General features: G+C 71.6%; 13 protein-coding genes. 4 read left to right on the top strand and 9 right to left on the bottom strand.

The genetic code is table 11. The annotated features are described in order from the left end of the window. Positions 1-44 precede the first annotated feature (44 nt). Positions 45-1,025, bottom strand: coding sequence for a GNAT family N-acetyltransferase (locus ACEZDG_RS09825; protein ID WP_380505625.1), 981 nt, complete (start codon positions 1,023-1,025; stop codon positions 45-47). A 278-nt stretch (positions 1,026-1,303) separates the two neighbouring features. Between ACEZDG_RS09825 and ACEZDG_RS09820 the strand changes: the two genes are divergently transcribed. Then, the gene (locus ACEZDG_RS09820) at positions 1,304-2,158 is read left to right on the top strand and encodes an SAM-dependent methyltransferase (protein ID WP_380505622.1); all 855 of its coding nucleotides are present in this window, start codon (positions 1,304-1,306) and stop codon (positions 2,156-2,158) included. A gap of 20 nt (positions 2,159-2,178) precedes the next feature. Continuing rightward, a complete protein-coding gene (locus ACEZDG_RS09815; protein ID WP_380505619.1) occupies positions 2,179-2,976 on the top strand; it encodes an SAM-dependent methyltransferase in 798 nt (265 codons plus the stop codon). On the opposite strand, the gene ACEZDG_RS09810 is transcribed toward ACEZDG_RS09815, so the two are convergent. From ACEZDG_RS09810 to ACEZDG_RS09785, 6 genes are read right to left on the bottom strand one after another with little or no spacing between them, the layout of a single operon-like run. Beyond that, positions 2,963-4,984 carry a beta-galactosidase gene (locus ACEZDG_RS09810; protein ID WP_380505616.1) on the bottom strand — a complete coding sequence of 674 codons (2,022 nt, stop codon included), beginning with the start codon at positions 4,982-4,984 and terminating at the stop codon, positions 2,963-2,965. The genes ACEZDG_RS09815 and ACEZDG_RS09810 overlap by 14 nt on opposite strands. Beyond that, positions 4,984-7,017, bottom strand: coding sequence for a glycoside hydrolase family 31 protein (locus ACEZDG_RS09805; RefSeq protein WP_380505613.1), 2,034 nt, complete (start codon positions 7,015-7,017; stop codon positions 4,984-4,986). The genes ACEZDG_RS09810 and ACEZDG_RS09805 overlap by 1 nt, the downstream gene beginning before the upstream one ends. Positions 7,018-7,073: 56 nt before the next feature. Next, complete coding sequence (locus tag ACEZDG_RS09800; protein WP_380505610.1) at positions 7,074-8,087, bottom strand: LacI family DNA-binding transcriptional regulator; 1,014 nt, start codon at positions 8,085-8,087, stop codon at positions 7,074-7,076. 45 nt (positions 8,088-8,132) lie between these two features. Further along, a complete protein-coding gene (locus ACEZDG_RS09795) occupies positions 8,133-9,083 on the bottom strand; it encodes a carbohydrate ABC transporter permease (RefSeq protein ID WP_380505607.1) in 951 nt (316 codons plus the stop codon). Beyond that, entirely contained in the window at positions 9,080-9,997 is a 918-nt protein-coding gene (locus tag ACEZDG_RS09790) for an ABC transporter permease (RefSeq protein ID WP_380505604.1), read from the bottom strand. Before ACEZDG_RS09790 ends, ACEZDG_RS09795 begins: the two co-directional genes overlap by 4 nt. Then, positions 9,994-11,673: an ABC transporter substrate-binding protein gene (locus ACEZDG_RS09785; RefSeq protein ID WP_380505601.1), complete on the bottom strand. Its 1,680-nt coding sequence runs from the start codon at positions 11,671-11,673 to the stop codon at positions 9,994-9,996. The genes ACEZDG_RS09790 and ACEZDG_RS09785 overlap by 4 nt, the downstream gene beginning before the upstream one ends. A 260-nt stretch (positions 11,674-11,933) precedes the next feature. Here ACEZDG_RS09785 and ACEZDG_RS09780 point away from each other — a divergent pair, with 260 nt between their 5' ends. Further along, complete coding sequence (locus tag ACEZDG_RS09780; RefSeq protein WP_380505598.1) at positions 11,934-14,864, top strand: glycoside hydrolase family 3 C-terminal domain-containing protein; 2,931 nt, start codon at positions 11,934-11,936, stop codon at positions 14,862-14,864. Further along, positions 14,851-17,163, top strand: a complete 2,313-nt coding sequence (locus ACEZDG_RS09775) for a glycosyl hydrolase family 95 catalytic domain-containing protein (protein ID WP_380505595.1) — start codon at positions 14,851-14,853, stop codon at positions 17,161-17,163. The genes ACEZDG_RS09780 and ACEZDG_RS09775 overlap by 14 nt, the downstream gene beginning before the upstream one ends. A gap of 3 nt (positions 17,164-17,166) precedes the next feature. On the opposite strand, the gene ACEZDG_RS09770 is transcribed toward ACEZDG_RS09775, so the two are convergent. Further along, complete coding sequence (locus ACEZDG_RS09770) at positions 17,167-17,565, bottom strand: DUF779 domain-containing protein (RefSeq protein ID WP_380505592.1); 399 nt, start codon at positions 17,563-17,565, stop codon at positions 17,167-17,169. Positions 17,566-17,567: 2 nt separating this feature from the next. Continuing rightward, entirely contained in the window at positions 17,568-19,091 is a 1,524-nt protein-coding gene (gene adh, locus ACEZDG_RS09765; protein ID WP_380505589.1) for an aldehyde dehydrogenase, read from the bottom strand. Positions 19,092-19,150 lie beyond the last annotated feature (59 nt).

Raw genomic sequence — 19,150 nt, 5'->3', positions numbered from 1 at the left:
CGGTCGGTGGAGTGTCCGTGTTGCCACAGTAGCCCGACGGCGGGTCAGACTTCGGTCAACGCGAGCCGGTAGTAGCGGTCGCCGCCGTCGGGGCGGAATCCCAGCGCCTGGTTGATCTCGATCATGTGCTGGTTGCCGGCCAGGCAGACCGTGCCGACCCCCTCCACCTCCGGGTGCGCGCCCAGCAGCCACTGCAGCATCGCCGCCTTCACCCACAGCCCGAGCCCGCGGCCCCGGTGCTCCTTGAGCACGGCCGTGTCGGACTGCCGGGCCCGGGTGGTGTCGCGGGGCACCGCCACCTCGCTGAATCCGGCCACGACCTCCTCGCCGAGGCCGTCCAGGCCCAGCGCGGCGACGGTGAGCAGGGCGTCCCCGCGCTGCTCGGCCTCGCTGGCCACGGCGCGGACCCGGTCCTCGTCCCAGTGCGCGCCGCCGCTGTCGGTGCCCTCGGTCGGCGTGTCGTTGAGGGTGCCGCGGGCGGCGGCGTAGGAGCCGATCAGGTCGGCGGGCGCGACCCCCTGCCAGCGGACCAGGTGGTAGCCCTCGCTGCCGGACCTGACCGTGGCCCGCAGGGCGTCCTGGTCGCAGTCGGCGACCCGGAGCAGCAGCCGCTGGGTCTCGGCGCCGACCGTGAACCCGGCGCCGGCCAGGAAGCCGTCCGCCTCCGATCCGAGGCCGGCCCGGGTGAGCAGGATGCCGCGGCCCTCGGCGAGGGCGGCGGCGCGGACCTGGTCAAGCAGCGCCGTGCCGATCCCGCGGCCGACCGCGTCCGGACGGACCGCCGCCTGGTAGCGGGCGAGGTGCCGCCGGCCCTCGTCCCGGTAGAGCCGCAGCCAGGCCGTACCGACCGGCCCGTCGCCCAGCCCGTCGTCCCGCCCCTCGCCCGGTTCCCCGTCCGGGAGGGCCTGCCAGCGCAGGATGCGGTCGCCCTCGGCGGCGGCCGGTTCGTCCGGGTACCAGTCGGGCTGGTCCCCAGCCCCGTCCCCGCTGCCCGTCCCGCTCTCGCTGAGACGTTCGATCCGCATCCGCGCCGCCTTGTCGCCCACGCACAGCCTCCGTGATCGAGGCGCCTGGGGGCGCCGTCATCCCCCCAAGGATGCGCTTCCCTCCCCTTCCCGCGACAGGGAGCCAGGACTGTGAGTCAGATCACTGATCATCAGCTTTCCGATCAGTTCTCCGAGCATTCAAGCCATCGCCTCCGCAAGGACGTTCAGGGAAATACGATAAGCCGATCCATCAAGTAGCATGCGTCTGATCATGTATGTGATGCGGCGTCACCGCGCCACTGGGGCTGAGGAGAAGCATGACTAGCGACAACTGGGACTGGGCCGCTCCGGACGGCAGCACCCCGGCCAGCCTGGACCTCCGCACCGACGTACCGCACCCCGCGCGGATGTACGACTACTACCTCGGCGGCAAGGACAACTTCCCCGCCGACCGCGCCGCAGCCGCCCAGGTCGTCCAGTTGCTGCCGAGCGCCCCGGCCGGCTCCCGGGCCAACCGGCGCTTCCTCGGCCGGGCCGTGCGCTACGCCGCGGAGCTGGGCATCCGTCAGTTCCTCGACATCGGCACCGGTATCCCGGCCTCCAACAACACCCATGAGGTCGCCCAGGCGGCGAACCCGGACTCGCGGGTGGTGTATGTCGACAACGACCCGATCGTGCTCACCCACGCCCGAGCCCTGCTGCGCGGCACCCCCGAGGGCCGCACCGCCTACATCGACGCCGACTTCCGCAACCCCGACTCGATCCTGAACGCGCCGCAGACCAAGGAGCTGCTGGACTTCACCCAGCCGATCGCGCTGCTGGTGGTGGCCCTGCTGCACTTCATCACGGACGCCGAGAACCCCGGCGGCCTGCTCGCCCGCTACCAGGAGGCGCTGCCGCCCGGCAGCCTGCTGATCCTGACCCACGGCACCGGCGAGCTGATGGCCCCCGAGATCGCGGCCAACATCTCCGAGACCTACGCCAGGTCCGGGCTCAACATCGTCTCCCGCACCCACGCCGAACTGCTGGGCTTCTTCGAGGGCATGGACCTGGTCGAGCCCGGCGTGGTGCCGGTGCACGAGTGGCGTCCGGACCCGGACAACGAGGACGACCGGCTGATGACCCGCGAGGAGGTCGCCGGGTACGCCGGCGTCGCCCGCAAGCGCAGCTGAGCCCGGAGCTGAAAGCCAAGATGTCCGGTCTGCGCATCGACGTGCCCCACCCCGCGCGGATGTACGACTACTACCTGGGCGGCAAGGACAGCTTCCCCGCCGACCGGGCCGCCGCGGGCCGGGTCGTCGCCCTGTTCCCCCAGGTACGGGCCACCGCCCGGGCCAACCGGAGGTTCCTCGGCCGGGCGGTGCGCTACGCCGCCCGGCAGGGCATCCACCAGTTCCTGGACATCGGCACCGGCATCCCCACCGCCGACAACACCCATGAGGTGGCCCAGGCCGTCACCGCCGACGCCCGCATCGTTTACGTCGACAACGACCCGATCGTGCTCAGCCACGCCCGGGCGCTGCTGCGCGGCACCCCCGAGGGCCGCACCGCGTACGTCGACGCCGACTTCCGCGACCCGGCCGCGATCCTGGGCTCGGCCCAGGTCAAGGAACTGCTGGACCTGTCCAGGCCGGTCGCGCTGATGGTGGTCTCGCTGCTGCACTTCGTCTCCGACGAGGACCGTCCGGCGGAGGTGCTGAAGGAGCTGACCAGCGCGCTGGCGCCGGGCAGCGCGCTGATCCTCTCCCATGCCACCGACGAGTTCACCCCGCCCGAGGTCGCCGCCAATGTGCTGCGGACCTACACCGCCGCCGGACTGAGCCTCACCTCGCGCACCCACGCGGAGCTGCTGCACTTCTTCGACGGTCTGGAACTGGTCGATCCGGGCCTGGTCCCGGTGCACGAGTGGCGCACCGAGGACCAGGCCGACCGCGCGCTGACCAGCGGCGAGGTGGCCGGCTACGCCGGGATCGGCGTCAAGCGGAGCTGACGGGCTCCCGCACCACCGCGACGCCGCCGGGGGCCACCGTCAGGCCCCCGGCCGGCACGGCCGTCCCGGTCAGCAGCTCCTGCCCGCGGACCGTCGGCAGCCGGGCCGGGGTCTCACCGTGGTTGAGCACAAAGAGCCAGCTCAACGACCCGCTGTGACGGCGCACCGCGTCCACTCCGGCCGGCTGCCCGGGCACCGTCGGTTCCACCCCGGCCTCGGCCAGCACCCGGGCCAGCAGCGCCGCGTAGCCGGCGTCGTCCAGCCGGGTGGAGAGGTACCAGCCGCTGCCCGCGCCGAACCGGTTCCGGGTGACAGCCGGCTTCCCGGCCAGCGCCCCGCCCGGCTTCCCGCCGACAGCCCCGCCCAGGTACGAGGCCAGCACCTCCGCGCCCTCCGCCCGGAGGTCCTCGCTCCACACCGTCCCTGACGATCCGTCGGACAGTTCGGCCACCGCCCCCGGGGCCAGCGGCCGGTGCTCCTCGACCCGGAGGCCCAGCAGCTCGCGGAAGGCGCCCGGGTGGCCGCCGGTCCTGACCTGGTGCCGGCTGTCGACCACCCCGCTGAAGTACTGCACCAGCACCGTGCCGCCGCCCTCGGCACAGCGCCGCAGCGAGTCCGCGCCCACGTCGGAGACCAGGTAGAGGCTGGGTGCGAGGACCGCGCGGTAGCCGGAGAGGTCGTCCTCGGGATGGGCGAAGGCCACGGTGACACCCGCGTCCCAGAGCATGCGGTGGGCCCGGCGGACGGTACCCAGGTAGTCGAGTTCGGCGCTGGGCTTGCCCGCCGCGGTCAGTGCCCACCAGGCGTCGGCGTCCCAGAGCACGGCGACCTGCGGCGCGCTGACGGTGGAGCCCGCCAGCTCGCCGAGCCGGGCCAGGGCCGCGCCGGTCTGCTCCACCTCGCGGAAGATCCGGGTGTCGGGGCCGGCGTGCGGGACCATCGCCGAGTGCCACATCTCGGCGCCCGCGCGGGACTGCCGCCACTGGAAGAACAGCGCCCCGTCCGAGCCCCGGGCGATGTGGCCGAGGCTGCTGCGGAGGATGTCCCCGGGCTCCCGGGGCAGAGTCAGCCCCGGCCGGTAGACCGTGTTGCTGCCCTGTTCGATCAGCAGCCAGGGCTTTCCGCCGCCGAAGGAGCGGGCCCGGTCGGCGCCGAAGGCGATGTCGGCGTGGCTGTCAACCCCGGGCGCGTCCGGGTAGTGGTCGATGCCGACGAAATCGACCTCGCGGCCGAACGCCCACAGGTCCAGGTTCTGGTAGCCGGGCAGCATCAGATTGGTGGTCACCGGGCGGTCGCTGCGGGCCCGGACGGCGTCGCGCTGCTCCCGGTAGGCGTCCAGGGCCAGGTCGGACCAGAACCGGGAGAAGTCCAGGGTCTGGCCCGGATTGTGGTGCCACTGGGTGGCCCGCGGTGTGCCGACCTGCTCCCAAGCGGTGTAGCGCTGGCTCCAGAAGGCGGTGCCCCAGGCCGAGTTGAGCGCGTCCAGGCCGCCGTGGCGGGCCCGCAGCCAGCGCCGGAAGGCGGCGGCGGACTGCTCGCAGTGGCAGATCGTGGCGTACTCGTTGTGGACGTGCCACATCGCCACGGCCGAGTGCGCGCCGTAGCGCTCGGCCAGCGCGGTGGCGATGCCGACCGCGGCCCGGCGGTAGGCGGGGGCGGCCAGGCAGTAGGTGTCGCGGCTGCCGTGGGTGAGCCGGACCCCGTCCGCGGTGACCGGCATCGCCTCCGGGTGGGCCAGGGTGAACCAGGGCGGCGGGGAGGCGGTGGGGGTGGCCAGGTCGACCCGGACCCCGTTGGCGTGCAGCCGGTCCAGCTGGTCGTCCAGCCAGGCGAACTCATAGCGGCCCGGCTCCGGTTCCAGCAGCGCCCAGGAGAAGACGCCGACGGTGGCCAGGTTGACCCCGGCCCGCCGCATCAGCGTGTCGTCCTCCTGCCAGACCGCCGGATCCCACTGCTCCGGGTTGTAGTCGCCGCCGAAGGCCAGCGATTCGCCGAACAGCCCTGGCATCAGGCCTCCTGACGGATCGGCAGTTCGGCGCCGTCGCGCAGGAAGAGCGGGATCCGCTCCAGCGGGGCGTCCGCCTGGACCGCCCGTCCCCCCTGGTGGACCGTGCCGGTCCAGGCGTCGGTCCAGCGCGCGCCGAGCGGCAGGTAGACCTCGCGGGACCGGCCTCCGGCCTCGGTGACCGGGGCGACCAGCAGGTCGGGGCCGAGCAGGAAGGAGTCCTCGGCGGTCCAGGCGCGGTCGTCCTCGGGGAACTCCAGGAACAGCGGGCGCATCGGCGGCAGCCCGTCCTCGGCGGCGGTCACCATCTGCCGCATCAGATAGGGGCGCAGCCGCTCCCGCAGCCGCAGATAGCCGCTGAGGATGCGGTACGCCTCCTCGCCGTAGCACCACACCTCGTTGGGCAGGCCGGTCATCGCTGGTTCGAGCTTCTGCTCGGGACCGCGGAAGCCGTGCAGCCGGAACAGCGGGCAGAACGCGCCGTACTGGAACCAGCGGACCAGCACCTCCCGGTAGGCCGGGTCGTCCGGGTCGCCGCCGTGGAAGCCGCCGATGTCGGTGGTCCACCAGGGGATACCGGAGACGGCGACATTGAGGCCCGCCTTGATCTGGGCCCGCAGCGAGGCGAAGTCGGTGCCGATGTCGCCGGACCAGAGCGCGGCGCCGTAGCGCTGGGCGCCGGCCCAGGAGGAGCGGTTCAGCGAGACCACCTCGGTGTGCCCGGCGGCCCGCATCCCGTCCCAGACCATCCGGGCGTTCTCGCGCGGATACAGGTTGCCGACCTCCAGGCCCGGGCCGGCGTGGTAGCGGAGGTTGGCCGGGTGGCCTGGCTTGAGCTCGGGCTCGCAGGCGTCCAGCCACCACAGCCGCACACCCAGGTCCAGGTAGTTGCGGCGGAGCCGGTCCCAGACGAAGGCCCTGGCCTCCGGGTTGGTGGCGTCGTAGAAGGCGACCTGGGCCGAGTAGGCGTCGAGTCCCTTGTCCGGCCAGTCCGCGTGGGCGACCGGGCCGTACTCGGTGTTGACCAGGAAGCCCTCGTTGAGCAGCTCGTGGTAGTTCTCGCTGAGCGGGCTGACCGAGGGCCAGACCGAGACCATCAGCTTGATCCCCAGCCCGGTCAGCTCGGCGACCATGGCCGCCGGGTCGGGCCATTCGGCCGGGTCGAACCTCCAGTCGCCGAGGTGGGTCCAGTGGAAGAAGTCGGCGACGATCACGTCCAGCGGCAGCCCGCGCCGCCGGTACTCGCGGGCGACGCCCAGCAGTTCGTCCTGGGTGCGGTAGCGGAGCTTGCACTGCCAGAAGCCGGCCGCCCACTCCGGCAGCACCGGTGCGTGGCCGGTGGCGTCGGCGTAGCGGGAGAGGATGTCGGCGGGGCGGCCCGCGGTGACCCAGTAGTCCAGCTGGCGGGCGCTGTCGGCGACCCAGCGGGTGCCGGTCTCGGCGAGCTCGACCCTGCCGATCGCCGGGGAGTTCCAGAGCAGGCCGTAGCCCCGGTCGGAGAGCAGGAAGGGGATGCTGACCTCGGCGTTCCGCTGCACCAGGTCGACCACCGCGCCCTTCTGGTCGAGCAGGCCGTGGGTGTGCTGGCCGAGCCCGTACAGCCGTTCCCCGGTGTAGCCGCGGAAGCTCTGCTCCAGCCGGTGGTAGCCGTTGCCGGTGGCGGTGTAGAGACGGGGCCCCGGCCACCAGAAGTGCTGCGGCTGCTCGGCCAGCAGCTCGGCGCCGTCCTCGGTGCGGAGGAAGCTGAGCCGTCCGGCGGCGGGGTGCAGCTGCGGGTCCGAGGCGTCGGCGGCGTTGCCGTCGAGGCGGACCGTGATCGCCCCGTTCACCAGGGTCGCGCTGGGGCCCTCGACCCTGGTCACCGCGCCGGTCGGGGCGGGCCGGTCCAGCAGCGCGCCGGGCAGGTCGGTCAGCAGCGGGCCGCCGGGGGTGGCCCGGATCCGGACCGAGTCGCGGCCCCAGGGCTCGACCCGCAGCGTCTCGCCGCGGGCACGCCACTCCAGCGCGTCGCCGAGGTCATGGATGTGCGTGGGCATGGCTGTCTCCAGGAAGGGCGCCGGAAGGAGCGCGGTGAGCGTGAAGTGATACAGCGTCAGTTACCGGACGGGGCGGGCCCGGTGCTCTCCCGGACGGTCAGCACCGGGGTGAGCAGGGTGATCTCCGGCGGGGTGCCGCCGTTGATCCGGCTCATCACCAGCTCCACCGCCTGCCGCCCCAGCTCCTGCGCCGGGCCGGTGACGGCGGTGAGCCGGGGCGAGTTCTGCTCGGCGAGCTGCTCCGGGCAGAGCGCGACCACGGAGACGTCCTCGGGGACGATCCGTCCGCTCGACCGCAGCAGGCTGAGCAGCGGGCCGAGCGCGCCCTCGTTCTGGACCACGAACCCGGTGGTGGCCGGGCGGTCCTCCAGGATCCGGGCCAGCGTCCCGGCCGTGCTCTCGTAGCTGCCCTCGCAGGGGCGGTGCAGGATCCGCAGGCCGCGCTCCGCCGCCCGCTCGCGGAAGCCGCTGAGGGTCCGCTCGGCGTAGCCGGCGTGGCGCCGGTAGACCTCGGGGGCGTAGCCGACGAAGGCGACGTCCCGGTGGCCGAGGTCGGCCAGATGGTCGGCGCAGAGCGCACCGGCCGCGGTGAAGTCGTGGTCGACGCAGGCCAGACCGGTGGAGTCGGCGGGCAGGCCGATCATCGCGGCATGGCTGCCGAGCTCCCGCAGCACCGGGATCCGCTCGTCCTCCAGCTCGACGTCCATCAGCACCACCCCGTCGGCCAGGCCGCTGGCGGCCACCCGGCGCACCCCCTCCGGGCCCTCGTCATTGGTGATCAGCAGCACGTCGTAGCCGTACTGCCGGGCGGCCATGGTCACCGCGATGGCGATCTCCATCATGATCGGGACATAGACGTCGGTGCGCAGCGGCACCACCAGGGCGATGATGTGCGAGCGCTTGCCGGCCAGCGCGCGGGCGCCCGCGTTGGGGTGGTAGCCCAGGTCGCTGATGGCCTGCTCCACCCGGATCCGGGTGGGCTCGGAGATGGCCCGCTTGCCGCTGAGGACGTAGCTGACCGTGCTGGGCGAAACTCCGGCCCGCTGGGCCACCTCGGCAAGTGTCACCATGTCTGCGCTTCCCCACTCGTCGGTATGTCGGTGCTGTGCTGTGCATCATCCCTTGATCGCGCCGGTCAGCATGCCCTTGGCGAAGTGCTTCTGCATGAACGGCGTGATCAGGGCGATCGGGACCAGGGTCAGCACCACCACCGCCATCTGCAGCGCCAGCGGTGTGGTCACCTGGTGTCCGGCCCCGTAGCCGGAGTTGACCTGGCCGGGCATGTTCATCCCCAGGTTGACGTACTCGTACAGCACGTACTGCAGCGGCCACTTCTGGCTGTCCGTCGGCATGTAGAGCATGACGTTGAAGAAGGAGTTCCAGTAGCCGACGGCGTAGAACAGGGTGACCACCGCGGTGACGGCACGCGAGGTGGGCAGCACCACCGACCGGAGGATGCGCCACTCGCCGGCGCCGTCGATCCTGGCCGCGTCGATCAGCTCGGCGGCGGTGCCGGAGTAGAAGGAGCGCAGCACCAGGATATTGAACACCGACACCGCGCTGGGCAGGATCAGCGCCCAGTACTGGTCGAACCCGCCCAGGCCGTTGACCACCAGGAAGGTCGGGATCAGGCCGCCGCTCACAAACATGGTGATCACCAGGATCATCAGCAGGAAGCGGTGGCCCAGCGAGCGGGCCCGGGAGAGGCCGAAGGCGCAGAGCACCGACACCACCATGGAGACCAGCGTACCGATCACCGTGATCGCCCCGCTGACCAGCAGGGCCCGGGCGACCGGGCCGCCGCTGAGCATCTGCTCGTAGGAGTTGAGGGTCAGCCCGTGCGGTACCAGCACCATGCCGCCGGCCCGGTTGATGGAGCCCTGGGTGGAGAAGCTGGTCAGCACCACCGAGTAGATCGGCACCAGGATCAGCACCAGGATGACCGCGACGATGCCGCCCTTGGCGGTCTGGCCGGCCGCCGACGGCTGCTCCTCCCAGACCGGGCGGTGCGGGTTGCGGCGACGGGCGGCAGCGGAGGCGCGCCGGCCGGCGGAGAGTGTGCTCATTTCCGGTACAACCCGTCCTCGCCGAAGGCGTGCGCGAGCTTGTTGGCGCCGAGGATCATCAGCAGCGAGATGATGCTCTTGAAGATCCCGGCCGCGGCCCCGTAGCCGTAGTTGTTGGTCCCGATGCCGTAGTAGAAGGCGAAGGTGTCCAGCACGTCGGCGGCGTCGTGGCCGACCGCGTAGCGCTGGATCAGCATCTGCTCGAAGCCCACGTTGAGCGCGTTGCCGACCCGCATCACCAGCATGAAGACGATGACCGCCCGCAGTCCCGGCAGGGTGATGTGCCACATCCGGCGCCAGCGTCCGGCGCCGTCGGCGGCAGCCGCCTCGTAGAGGTTCTGGTCGATGGCCGCCAGCGCCGCCAGGAAGATGATCAGCCCCCAGCCCGCGTCCTTCCAGACCACCTGCGAGGTGACCAGCAGCTTGAAGGTGGCCGGATCGGTCATCACCGACCAGACGCCCAGGTCGTGCGCCCGCAGGAACTGGTTGAGCAGGCCCGCGCCGCCGAGCATCTGCTGGAACAGGGTGATCACCAGCACCCAGGAGAAGAAGTGCGGCAGAAAGGTGATCGACTGCAGGATGTTCCGGATCCTCGGGCTGAGGATCGAGTTGACCAGCAGCGCCAGCAGGATCGGGATCGGGAAGAACAGCACCAGCTGGATCGCGCTGATCGCCAGGGTGTTCTCCAGCGACTCCCAGAACAGCGGGTCCTGGAACAGCGCGGTGAAGTTGTCCACGCCGACCCACTGGCTGTGCAGCACCCCCACCAGCGGGTCGTAGTACTCGAAGGCCGTGACCGTGCCGAACATCGGCAGGTAGTTGAACAGCAGCAGCAGGACGATGGCCGGCACCGTCATCAGGATCAGCGACCGGTCCCTGCGGAACCTGATCCGCCAGGTCAGCCTGCTGGTCACTGCCCGGCGCCGAACTTGTCCAGGACATTGGCCTGGTGCCACTGGACCATCGCGTCACCGCCGCTGCGCTTCCAGGCCGTCAGCGCGTCCTGGTAGGCGGAGACCGGCTTGATGCCGTGGTAGACGTCCTTGGTGGTGTCCAGCAGCGTCTGCGCGCCGACCGCGGTGGCATAGCGGCCGGGGACGGTGATGTTCATGTTCCAGAACACCGGCTTGTAGGCGTACTTGCCGGCCGCCGCGTTCCAGGCGCAGCGGTCCTTGGTGATCTGGTCGAAGCCGGGGTTGGAGACCACGTTCGTCGGCGTGGCCAGGAACGGGTAGGTCTGCTGCTGGACGTCGGCCTGCCCGGCCTTGGTGTACTCGGGGCCGTCGGCGCCCATGGTGTAGTCGACGCCCTCGGTGCCGAAGTTGACCAGGGTGTACTCGGCGCTGCCGAACGGGGCCGCGAGGAAGTCGGCTATCGCCAGGCACTCCCGGATCTGATCGGGGGCCAGTTTCTTGTTGAGGTAGCTGAACATCCCGGCCGAGGGGCTGAGGTAGATCGACGGGACGGCCTTGCCGTCCGCCGAGAACAGGGCGAAGGACTCACGCCGGTAGGCCTTGTCGGCAGCTGCTCCTGACTGGGCGTCGGCCGCGTTCCAGGCGCCCTGGCCGTCCCCGGTGACCAGCACCTTGCCGGAGTAGAAGCGGGTCTTGGCGTCGTTGTTGTTGCCCGCCAGCGCGTCCGGGTGCACATACCCGGCCTTGGCCAGCTTGTAGACCCAGCTCAGCGCCTCCAGGTACTCGGGCTGCTCGTACATGGAGACGAGCTTGCCGTCGACGACGGTGAACTTCTGCGAGATCCCGAACGGCTGGGCCAGCCAGGTCCACAGGTCGTCGAAGGCCCAGACGCCCGCCTTGGCGTTGGTCAGCTCCGCGCCCAGGGCGTAGAGGTCGTCGATGGACCTGACCTCGTCCGGGCTGATGCCCTTGGACTCGAACACATCGGCCCGGTAGTAGAACTGGCCGGAGAAAGCCTGGCCGGAGAAGAAGGTGGGGATGCCGTAGAGCTTGTCGTCCCAGATGCCGGCCTGCCAGGCGCCGGTGGCGACGGCGGCCAGGTTGGGATAGTCCTTGACCTTGTCCCCGGCCAGGTAGGGGGTGAGGTCGGCGAGCTGGGTGGCGCAGAGCTCACCCACGTTGAGCTGGTCGTTCCACCAGCCGGGGAGCTGGATCCAGTCCGGCAGCTTCTTGGCGGCGGTCAGCGTGGGGACGGTGTTGTTGTAGGTGTTGCCGTTGGCCGGCTGCATGGTCAGGGTGGCGCCCAGGGCCTTGTTCATCGCCTGGTAGAAGGAGTTGCCGACGGCCGGGATGGTGCCCCAGAGCGGGGTGACCGCGGTGTAGCTGCCGCCCTTGCCGGGCACCCCGCTCACCGTCCGCACCTGGTCGGCGGGGTACTTGAGGAAGCCCGGGTCGGTGGTGGCGCCGTGCGCCCCGGTCACCGAGGGGATGTCGGCGGCGACGGCGCTGCTCGGCAGATAGCTCGGCAGCGCGGCGGCGATGCCCTGCTTGGTGTTGGCACCGGCCTTGCTCGCCCCGCCGGATCCACAGGCGCTCAGCAGCGGAGCCGCCGCGACGGCTCCGGCCACGCCGATGGCGGTACGCAGGACGGATCTGCGGTTCATCTCAATGGTCATGGTCAGTGCGGCCCTTCGTCTCTGTCGAAGCGCTTCGATGTTGCGGCGAGACTAACCACGGGTTACAGGTTCGGCAAGAGGCTGGACAAAAATTCCCGGAACCGCGCTGATGAGCCGTCAATTTTGATAACTGTGCAGGTCAGTGCCATATGTGCGGACGCTGTGCAGGATCTCCACCGCTCGGACGGTTGACAGGGCATCACCTCGGTGTCACTTTCGAATCGCTTCCGTCAGACCACGTACCTCAAGGGGTCCATCAGGTGAGTACCGCCTCCGCGTCCGTCCAGCAGCACCAGCGAGCGGCCGGGCCGCACCCCTTCCAGGACCCCGGACTGCCGCTGGCCGCACGCGTCGAGGACCTGCTCGGACGGCTCACCCCGGAGGAGCGGATCGCGCTGCTGCACCAGTACGCGCCGGCGGTCCCCCGGCTCGGCCTCGGCCCGTTCCGCACCGGCACCGAGGCGCTGCACGGGGTCGGCTGGCTCGGTGTGGCCACCGTGTTTCCGCAGGCCGTGGGCCTGGGCGCGACCTGGGACGAGGAGCTCTGCCGCGAGGTCGCCGCCGCGACCGGCACCGAACTGCGTGCCTTCCACCACCACCGGACGCCCGCCGCCGGCGCGGGCAGGCACAGCCTCCAGGCCTGGGCCCCGGTGGTGAACCTGCTGCGCGACCCGCGCTGGGGCCGCAACGAGGAGGGCTACGCCGAGGACCCGCTGCTCACCGCCCGGCTCGGCGACGCCTACTGCCGGGGCATGGCCGGCGACCACCCGGACCGGCTGCGCACCGCGCCGATCCTCAAGCACTTCCTCGCCTACAACAACGAGGACGACCGCTGCACCACCTCCTCGGGGCTGCGCCCCCGGGTGCTCCATGAGTACGACCTCGCCGCCTTCAGGACCGGGCTCGTCTCGGGCTCCGCGACCGGGGTGATGCTGGCCTACAACCTGGTCAACGGCCGTCCCTGCCACGTCAGTCCGCTGGTCGAGTCCGAGCTGCGGCGCTGGGCCGCCCCCACCGGGCACGAGCTGTTCGTGGTCAGCGACGCCGAGGCGCCGTCCAACCTGGTCGACCCCGAGCAGTACTTCGACGACCACGCCGCCTCGCACGCGGCGGCGCTGCGGGCCGGTGTGGACAGCTTCACCGACCACGGGGAGGACAGCGGGGTCACCATCGGCCGGATCACCGAGGCGCTGCAACGGGGGCTGCTCACCGGGGCGGACGTCGACCGGGCGGTCCGCAGGCAGCTGTCGATCCGCTTCCGGCTGGGCGAGTTCGACCCCGGGCTCGACCCCTACGCGGACACCCCCTGGGAGGTCGTGGACTCCCCCGGGCACCGGGCACTGGCGCTGCGCGCGGCGACCGGGGCCGTAGTCCTGCTGAAGAACGAGGGCGGGGCGCTGCCGCTCGGCCCCTCCGCCGGGCGGCGGATCGCGGTGGTCGGACCGCTGGCGGACACCCTCTGCGAGGACTGGTACAGCGGCACGATGCCGTACCGGATCACCGTGGCGGACGGCCTGCGCGCGGGGCCGGGTGAAGTGGTCTGCTCCGAGGGCGTGGACCGGATCACCCTGACCTCATCCACCACAGGCGGGCAGTTGGCCGTACCGGACGGCGACCCGGATGGGGCGGTCCACGCGCTGGGAAGCTCCGCCTATGACCTCTTCGACTGGGGCAGCGGCGTTCTGACTCTCCGTCATGCGGAGAATGGAAAGTTCCTCAGTCTCCGCGACGCGGACGCCAGCCTCGGCGCCGACCAGGTCGAGCCCAACGGCTGGGACGTCCACGAGACCTTCCGGTTGGAACTCCAGCCGGACGGGCGCGAGTTGCTGCGCAATGTGTCCAGCGGGCGCTATGCCGTGGTCGACCCGGCCAGCGGCGCGGTCACGGTCACCGCGACCGACCCGGCCGAGGCCGAGCGCTGGACCCGCGGCGTCCTCCGGGACGGGACGGCGGACGCGCTGGCCGCCGTGCGGGGGGCGGACACCGCGATCGTTGTGCTCGGGAACAATCCGCTGATCAACGGCCGGGAGACCCAGGACCGCGAGAGCACTGCTCTCGTTCCGGAGCAGGAGTCGCTGCTGAGAGCGGTGGCCGCGGAATGCCCTTATACCGTGCTGGTGCTGATGAGCAGTTACCCCTGTGCCGTCGACTGGGCCGACCGGCATCTACCCGCCGTCGTCTGGACCTCGCACGGCGGCCAGGAGACCGGACGCGCCGTCGCCGCCGTGCTGCGCGGCGGGGCCGAGCCGTCCGGACGCCTGCCGCAGACCTGGTACCGAGCCGACGACCCGCTGCCCGAGCGCCTCGACTACGACATCATCAGTGCCGGCTGGACCTACCAGTACCACCGCGCCGAACCGCTCTACCCCTTCGGACACGGGCTCTCCTACACCAGCGTCAGCTACGACGACCTGCGGCTCGACTCAGGCACCTGCGCCCAGGACGGCACGGTCGTGATCAGCGCGACCCTCACCAACAACGGACCCCGCACCGGCCGCGAGACCGTACAGCTCTACGTCCGCGCCCTGGACGCCCGGTACCAGGCCCCGCTGCTCAAACTGGCCGGCTACCACAAGGTCACCCTCGCCCCCGGCGAGCAGCAGATCGTCCGCTTCGAGCTGTCGGCCGCCGAGGCCCTGGCCCACTGGGACGTCGGCACCGACGCCTTCACCGTCGACCCGGGCCGGTACGAGATCCTGGTCGGCCGCTCCGCCGCGTCGCTCCCCCTCGCCGCGCCGCTCACCGTGACCGGCCCGGCCCCCGCACCCCGCGCAGTCCTCGGACGACGCATCCTGGCCGTCGACTTCGACGACTGCGCGGGCCTCACCCTGGTCGACGCCGCCCGCGACACCGGCGACGCCGTCACCCCGACCGCCGACGCGGAACTGTCGGCGGCCGTCTTCCGCTCGGCCGACCTCGGCGACGGCGGCCCACTGCTGCTCCGGGTCGAGGTGTCCAGGACCGGTGCGGGCAGCGCGGAGCTGGAACTCCGGATCGGCGGAAGCCCCGCCGCCCGGATCACCGTGCCCTCCACCGGCGGCCGGTACGCCTGGACATCGGTGACCGTCCCGGTGCGGGCCGACCTGCGCGGCGTCCAGGACCTGCGCTTCCTGCTGCGCGGCGAGCAGCGGTTCGCCGCGTTCACCCTCATCCCCGAGCCCATTGAATCGGACGGCCATGCCGGACAGTGACCGCTCGCTCTGGTACCGCGCGCCAGCCGCCGGCTTCCTCGAAGCCCTGCCGCTGGGCAACGGCCGCCTCGGCGCGATGGTGTACGGCCAGGTCGTGGCCGAGAGCATCGGGCTGAACGAGGACACCCTCTGGGCGGGCGGTCCCGGCGACCGCAACAACCACCAGGCAGCGCGGCACCTCCCCGCGCTGCGGCAGGCCGTACTGCACGAGCGGGACCACCGGCGCGCCGACGTGCTGGCCCGGCGGATGCAGGGACCGGACACCCAGCCGTACCAGCCGCTGGGGTCGCTGCTGCTGACCCACCGGAGCCCGGGCGCCGCATCGGACTACCGCCGTACGCTCGACCTCGGCAGCGCCACCCACACGGTCGGCTTCGTGATCGAGGACGGCGGCCGACAGACCCGCACCACCTTCGTCTCGGCCCCCGCCGGGGTGCTGGTGCATCGCATCGAAGCGACGGAACCGGGCCGGGTCAGCTTCACCGCGCGTATCAGCTCACCCCATCCCACCTTCCAGCAAAGCGAACTGACTCTGGGTCAACTCAAGGACGCCGGGATGGGATTCGGCGTCGGACTGCGTGTCCGCACCGAAGGCGGCGGCATCCTTACCCACCCCGACGGACGGGTCACCGTCACCGGTGCCGACGCGGCGACGGTGCTGGTGGCCGCCGCCACCGGCTACCGCGGCTGGCGCACCGTCCCTGCCGGCCCCAACGCCGAGCTGCGGGCCCGCCTCACCACCGCCCTCACCGCTGCCGCCGCCCGTCCCTTCGACACCCTCCTGGCCGAGCACACCGCCGACCACGCCCGCCTCTTCGACCGCGCCGGCCTTCACCTCCCCACCCGATCCGCTGAACTCCCCACCGACGAACGCCTGACCGCCGTCCGCGCGGGCGCGGCCGACCCGGGGCTCAGCGCCCTGCACTTCGCCTACGGCCGCTATCTGCTGATCGCCTGCTCCCGGCCCGGCACCCAGCCCGCCAACCTCCAGGGCATCTGGAACCCGGAGCCGCGTCCACCCTGGAACTGCGACTGGACCACCAACATCAACACCCAGATGAACTACTGGCCGGCCGAGTCCACCAACCTGGCCGAGTGCCATGAGCCGCTGTTCGACCTGATCGGCGACCTGGCCGAGGCCGGGCAGCGCACCGCCCGCGCGTACTACGACTGCGCCGGCTGGGCCGTGCACCACAATGTCGACCTGTGGCGCAGCAGCAACCCGGTCCAGGGCGACCCGCAGTGGGCGAACTGGCCGCAGGCCGGCCCCTGGCTCTGCGCGCACCTGTGGCAGCACTACCTCTACTCCGGCGACCTGGGCTTCCTCGCCGGGCGCGGCTACCCGGCGATGCGCGGCGCCGTGCTCTTCCTGCTGGACTTCCTCACCGAGGACGCCGAGGGCCGGTTGGTGACCTGCCCGTCCACCTCCCCCGAGCACCGCTTCCGGACCCCGGACGGCAGCCTGGCCGCAGTGGGCGCGATGACCACCATGGACTACTGGCTGGCCGCCGAACTGCTCGACTCCTACACCCGCGCCGCCCGACTCCTCGGCCTGGATCCCGAGCTGGCGGCCAGGGCCGGCACCGCCCGGACCCGCCTGCGCCGCCCCCGCACCGGCGCCGACGGCGCCCTGCTGGAGTTCGCGGAGGAGGTGCCGGTCGAGGACCGGGGCCACCGCCACCTGTCCCACCTCTACGGCCTCTACCCCGGCAGCGGCGCGACCCCCGAGGACCGTCCCGCCGCCCGGCGCGCCCTGCGGTCCCGGCTGGACCACGGCGGCGGCGGTACCGGCTGGAGCCTGGCCTGGGTGGCGGCCCTGGCCGCCCGGCTCGGCGACGGCGACCTCGCCCACCGCAGCCTGGTCACATTGCTGACCGGCTCCACCGCCGCCAACCTGTTCGACCTGCACCCGCCGAGCATCTTCCAGATCGACGGCAACCTCGGCGCAACGGCGGCCGTCGCCGAGTTGCTGCTCCAGAACACAGCGGACGGGGCCGCCCTGCTGCCCGCCCTCCCCACCGCCTGGCCCGAGGGCTCCGCGCACGGCCTACGCGCTCACGGCGGTCTGACCGTCGACCTCGCCTGGCGCGACCACTCCCTGCTCCGGGCGACCCTGCGAACGTCCCGGGCGGGGACGGTCGGTTTCACCGTCCCCGCCCGGGGTCCTGCTCCGCGACTGACCGGTCCCGACGACCGGCCGATCACGGCCACCCGTGCCCTCGGCCCCGACGGACGCTGCCGGAGCAGCTTCCAGGCGCGGGCGGACTTCCTCTACCACGTGTCACCGGAACCAAACTGACGATCACTCACTACTCGTCTCGTCCAGCTCCGCCAGCTCCTCCGGGGTCAGCAGCCGCGACCGGATCAGGAACCGCATGCCCTCCGGCGACTCCAGCGAGAACCCGCCGCCGCGCCCCGGCACCACGTCCACCGTGAGGTGGGTGTGCCGCCAGAGCGCGAACTGGTCCCTGGACATCCAGAACGTCACCGGTTCGGCCACGCCCTGCACCCGCAGCGCGGACAGCAGTACGTCCGACGCCCCGGTCCGGAACTCGCCCTCCAGGTAGCACATCGGCGAGCTTCCGTCGCAGCAGCCGCCCGACTGATGGAACATCAGCGGGCCGTTGACGGCGTAGAGCTTGCGCAGCAGTTCCTCGGCGGCGGGCGTCACCGCCACCCGTTCGGCTTTGGTCCCGTCCATGGCTAGAAGAACCCGAGCTTCTTCGCCGAGTAGCTGACCAGCAGGTTCTTGGTCTGCTGGTAGTGGTCCAGCATCATCTTGTGGTTCTCGCGGCCGATGCCGGAGCCCTTGTAGCCGCCGAAGGCCGCGTGCGCGGGGTAGGCGTGGTAGCAGTTGGTCCACACCCGGCCGGCCTGGATCGCCCGCCCTGCCCGGTACGCCGTGGTCGCGTCACGGGTCCAGACGCCCGCCCCGAGCCCGTAGAGGGTGTCGTTGGCGATCCGGATGGCGTCGTCGTAGGTGGCGAAGGGCGCCACCGAGACCACCGGGCCGAAGATCTCCTCCTGGAAGATCCGCATCGCGTTGTTGCCCTCGAAGATCGTCGGCTCGACGTAGTAGCCGCCCGCCAACTCCCCTTCCAGCTCCGAGCGCGAGCCGCCGATCAGGATCTTCGCGCCCTCCTGCTGCCCGATGTCCAGGTAGGAGAGGATCTTCTCCAGCTGGTCGTTGGACGCCTGCGCGCCGATCATGGTGTCGGTGTCCAGCGGGTGCCCCTGGACGATGGCCCGGGTGCGCTCCACCGCTGCGTCCAGGAACTCGCTGTAGTGGCCCTCCTGGATCAGCGCCCGGGACGGGCAGGTGCAGACCTCGCCCTGGTTCAGGGCGAACATGGTGAAGCCCTCGAGCGCCTTGTCCAGGAAGTCGTCGTGGTCCGAACTCACGTCGTCGAAGAAGATGTTGGGGCTCTTGCCGCCCAGCTCCAGGGTCACCGGCTTGATGTTCTCGCTGGCGTACTGCATGATCAGCCGCCCGGTCGTGGTCTCCCCGGTGAAGGCGACCTTGGCGACCCGGGGGCTGGACGCCAGCGGCTTGCCGGCCTCCACGCCGAAGCCGTTGACGATGTTGACCACCCCGGGCGGGAGCAGGTCCGCGACCAGGCTCATCCAGAAGTGGATGGACGCCGGGGTCTGCTCGGCCGGCTTGATCACCACGGCGTTGCCCGCGGCCAGGGCCGGCGCGAGCTTCCAGGTCGCCATCAGGATCGGGAAGTTCCACGGGATGATCTGCGCGACCACGCCCAGCGGCTCGTGGAAGTGGTACGCGACGGTGTCCTCGTCGATCTCGGCGAGCGAGCCCTCCTGGGCCCGGATCGCTCCGGCGAAGTAGCGGAAGTGGTCGATCGCCAGCGGGATGTCGGCGGCCAGGGTCTCCCGGATCGGCTTGCCGTTCTCCCAGGTCTCGGCGACGGCGAGGGCCTCCAGGTTCTGCTCCATCCGGTCAGCGATCCGGTTCAGGATGTTCGCCCGCTCGCCGGCCGCGGTGCGGCCCCAGGCCGGAGCCGCGGCGTGTGCGGCGTCCAGGGCCGCTTCGACGTCCTCGGCGGTGCCGCGGGCCACCTCGCAGAAGGTGTGCCCGTTCACCGGCGTGGGGTTCTCGAAGTACTGGCCGCGCTTGGGCGGTACGAACTCGCCGCCGATCCAGTGGTCGTAACGCGGCAGGTAGTCCATCTTCGCGCCGGATTCTCCCGGCGCAGCGAAACGGGCCATGGTGGTGTGACCTCCGTCAGCCTGCATGCCGGGCGCCCCTCGTTGGACGTCCGGCCCTA

This window comes from Streptacidiphilus alkalitolerans, from assembly GCF_042511045.1.
In the GTDB taxonomy this organism is placed as follows: Bacteria; Actinomycetota; Actinomycetes; order Streptomycetales; family Streptomycetaceae; genus Streptacidiphilus; species Streptacidiphilus alkalitolerans.
The sequence above is the reverse complement of the archived record's forward strand: the minus strand, read 5'-3'. Positions and strand labels throughout refer to the sequence as shown.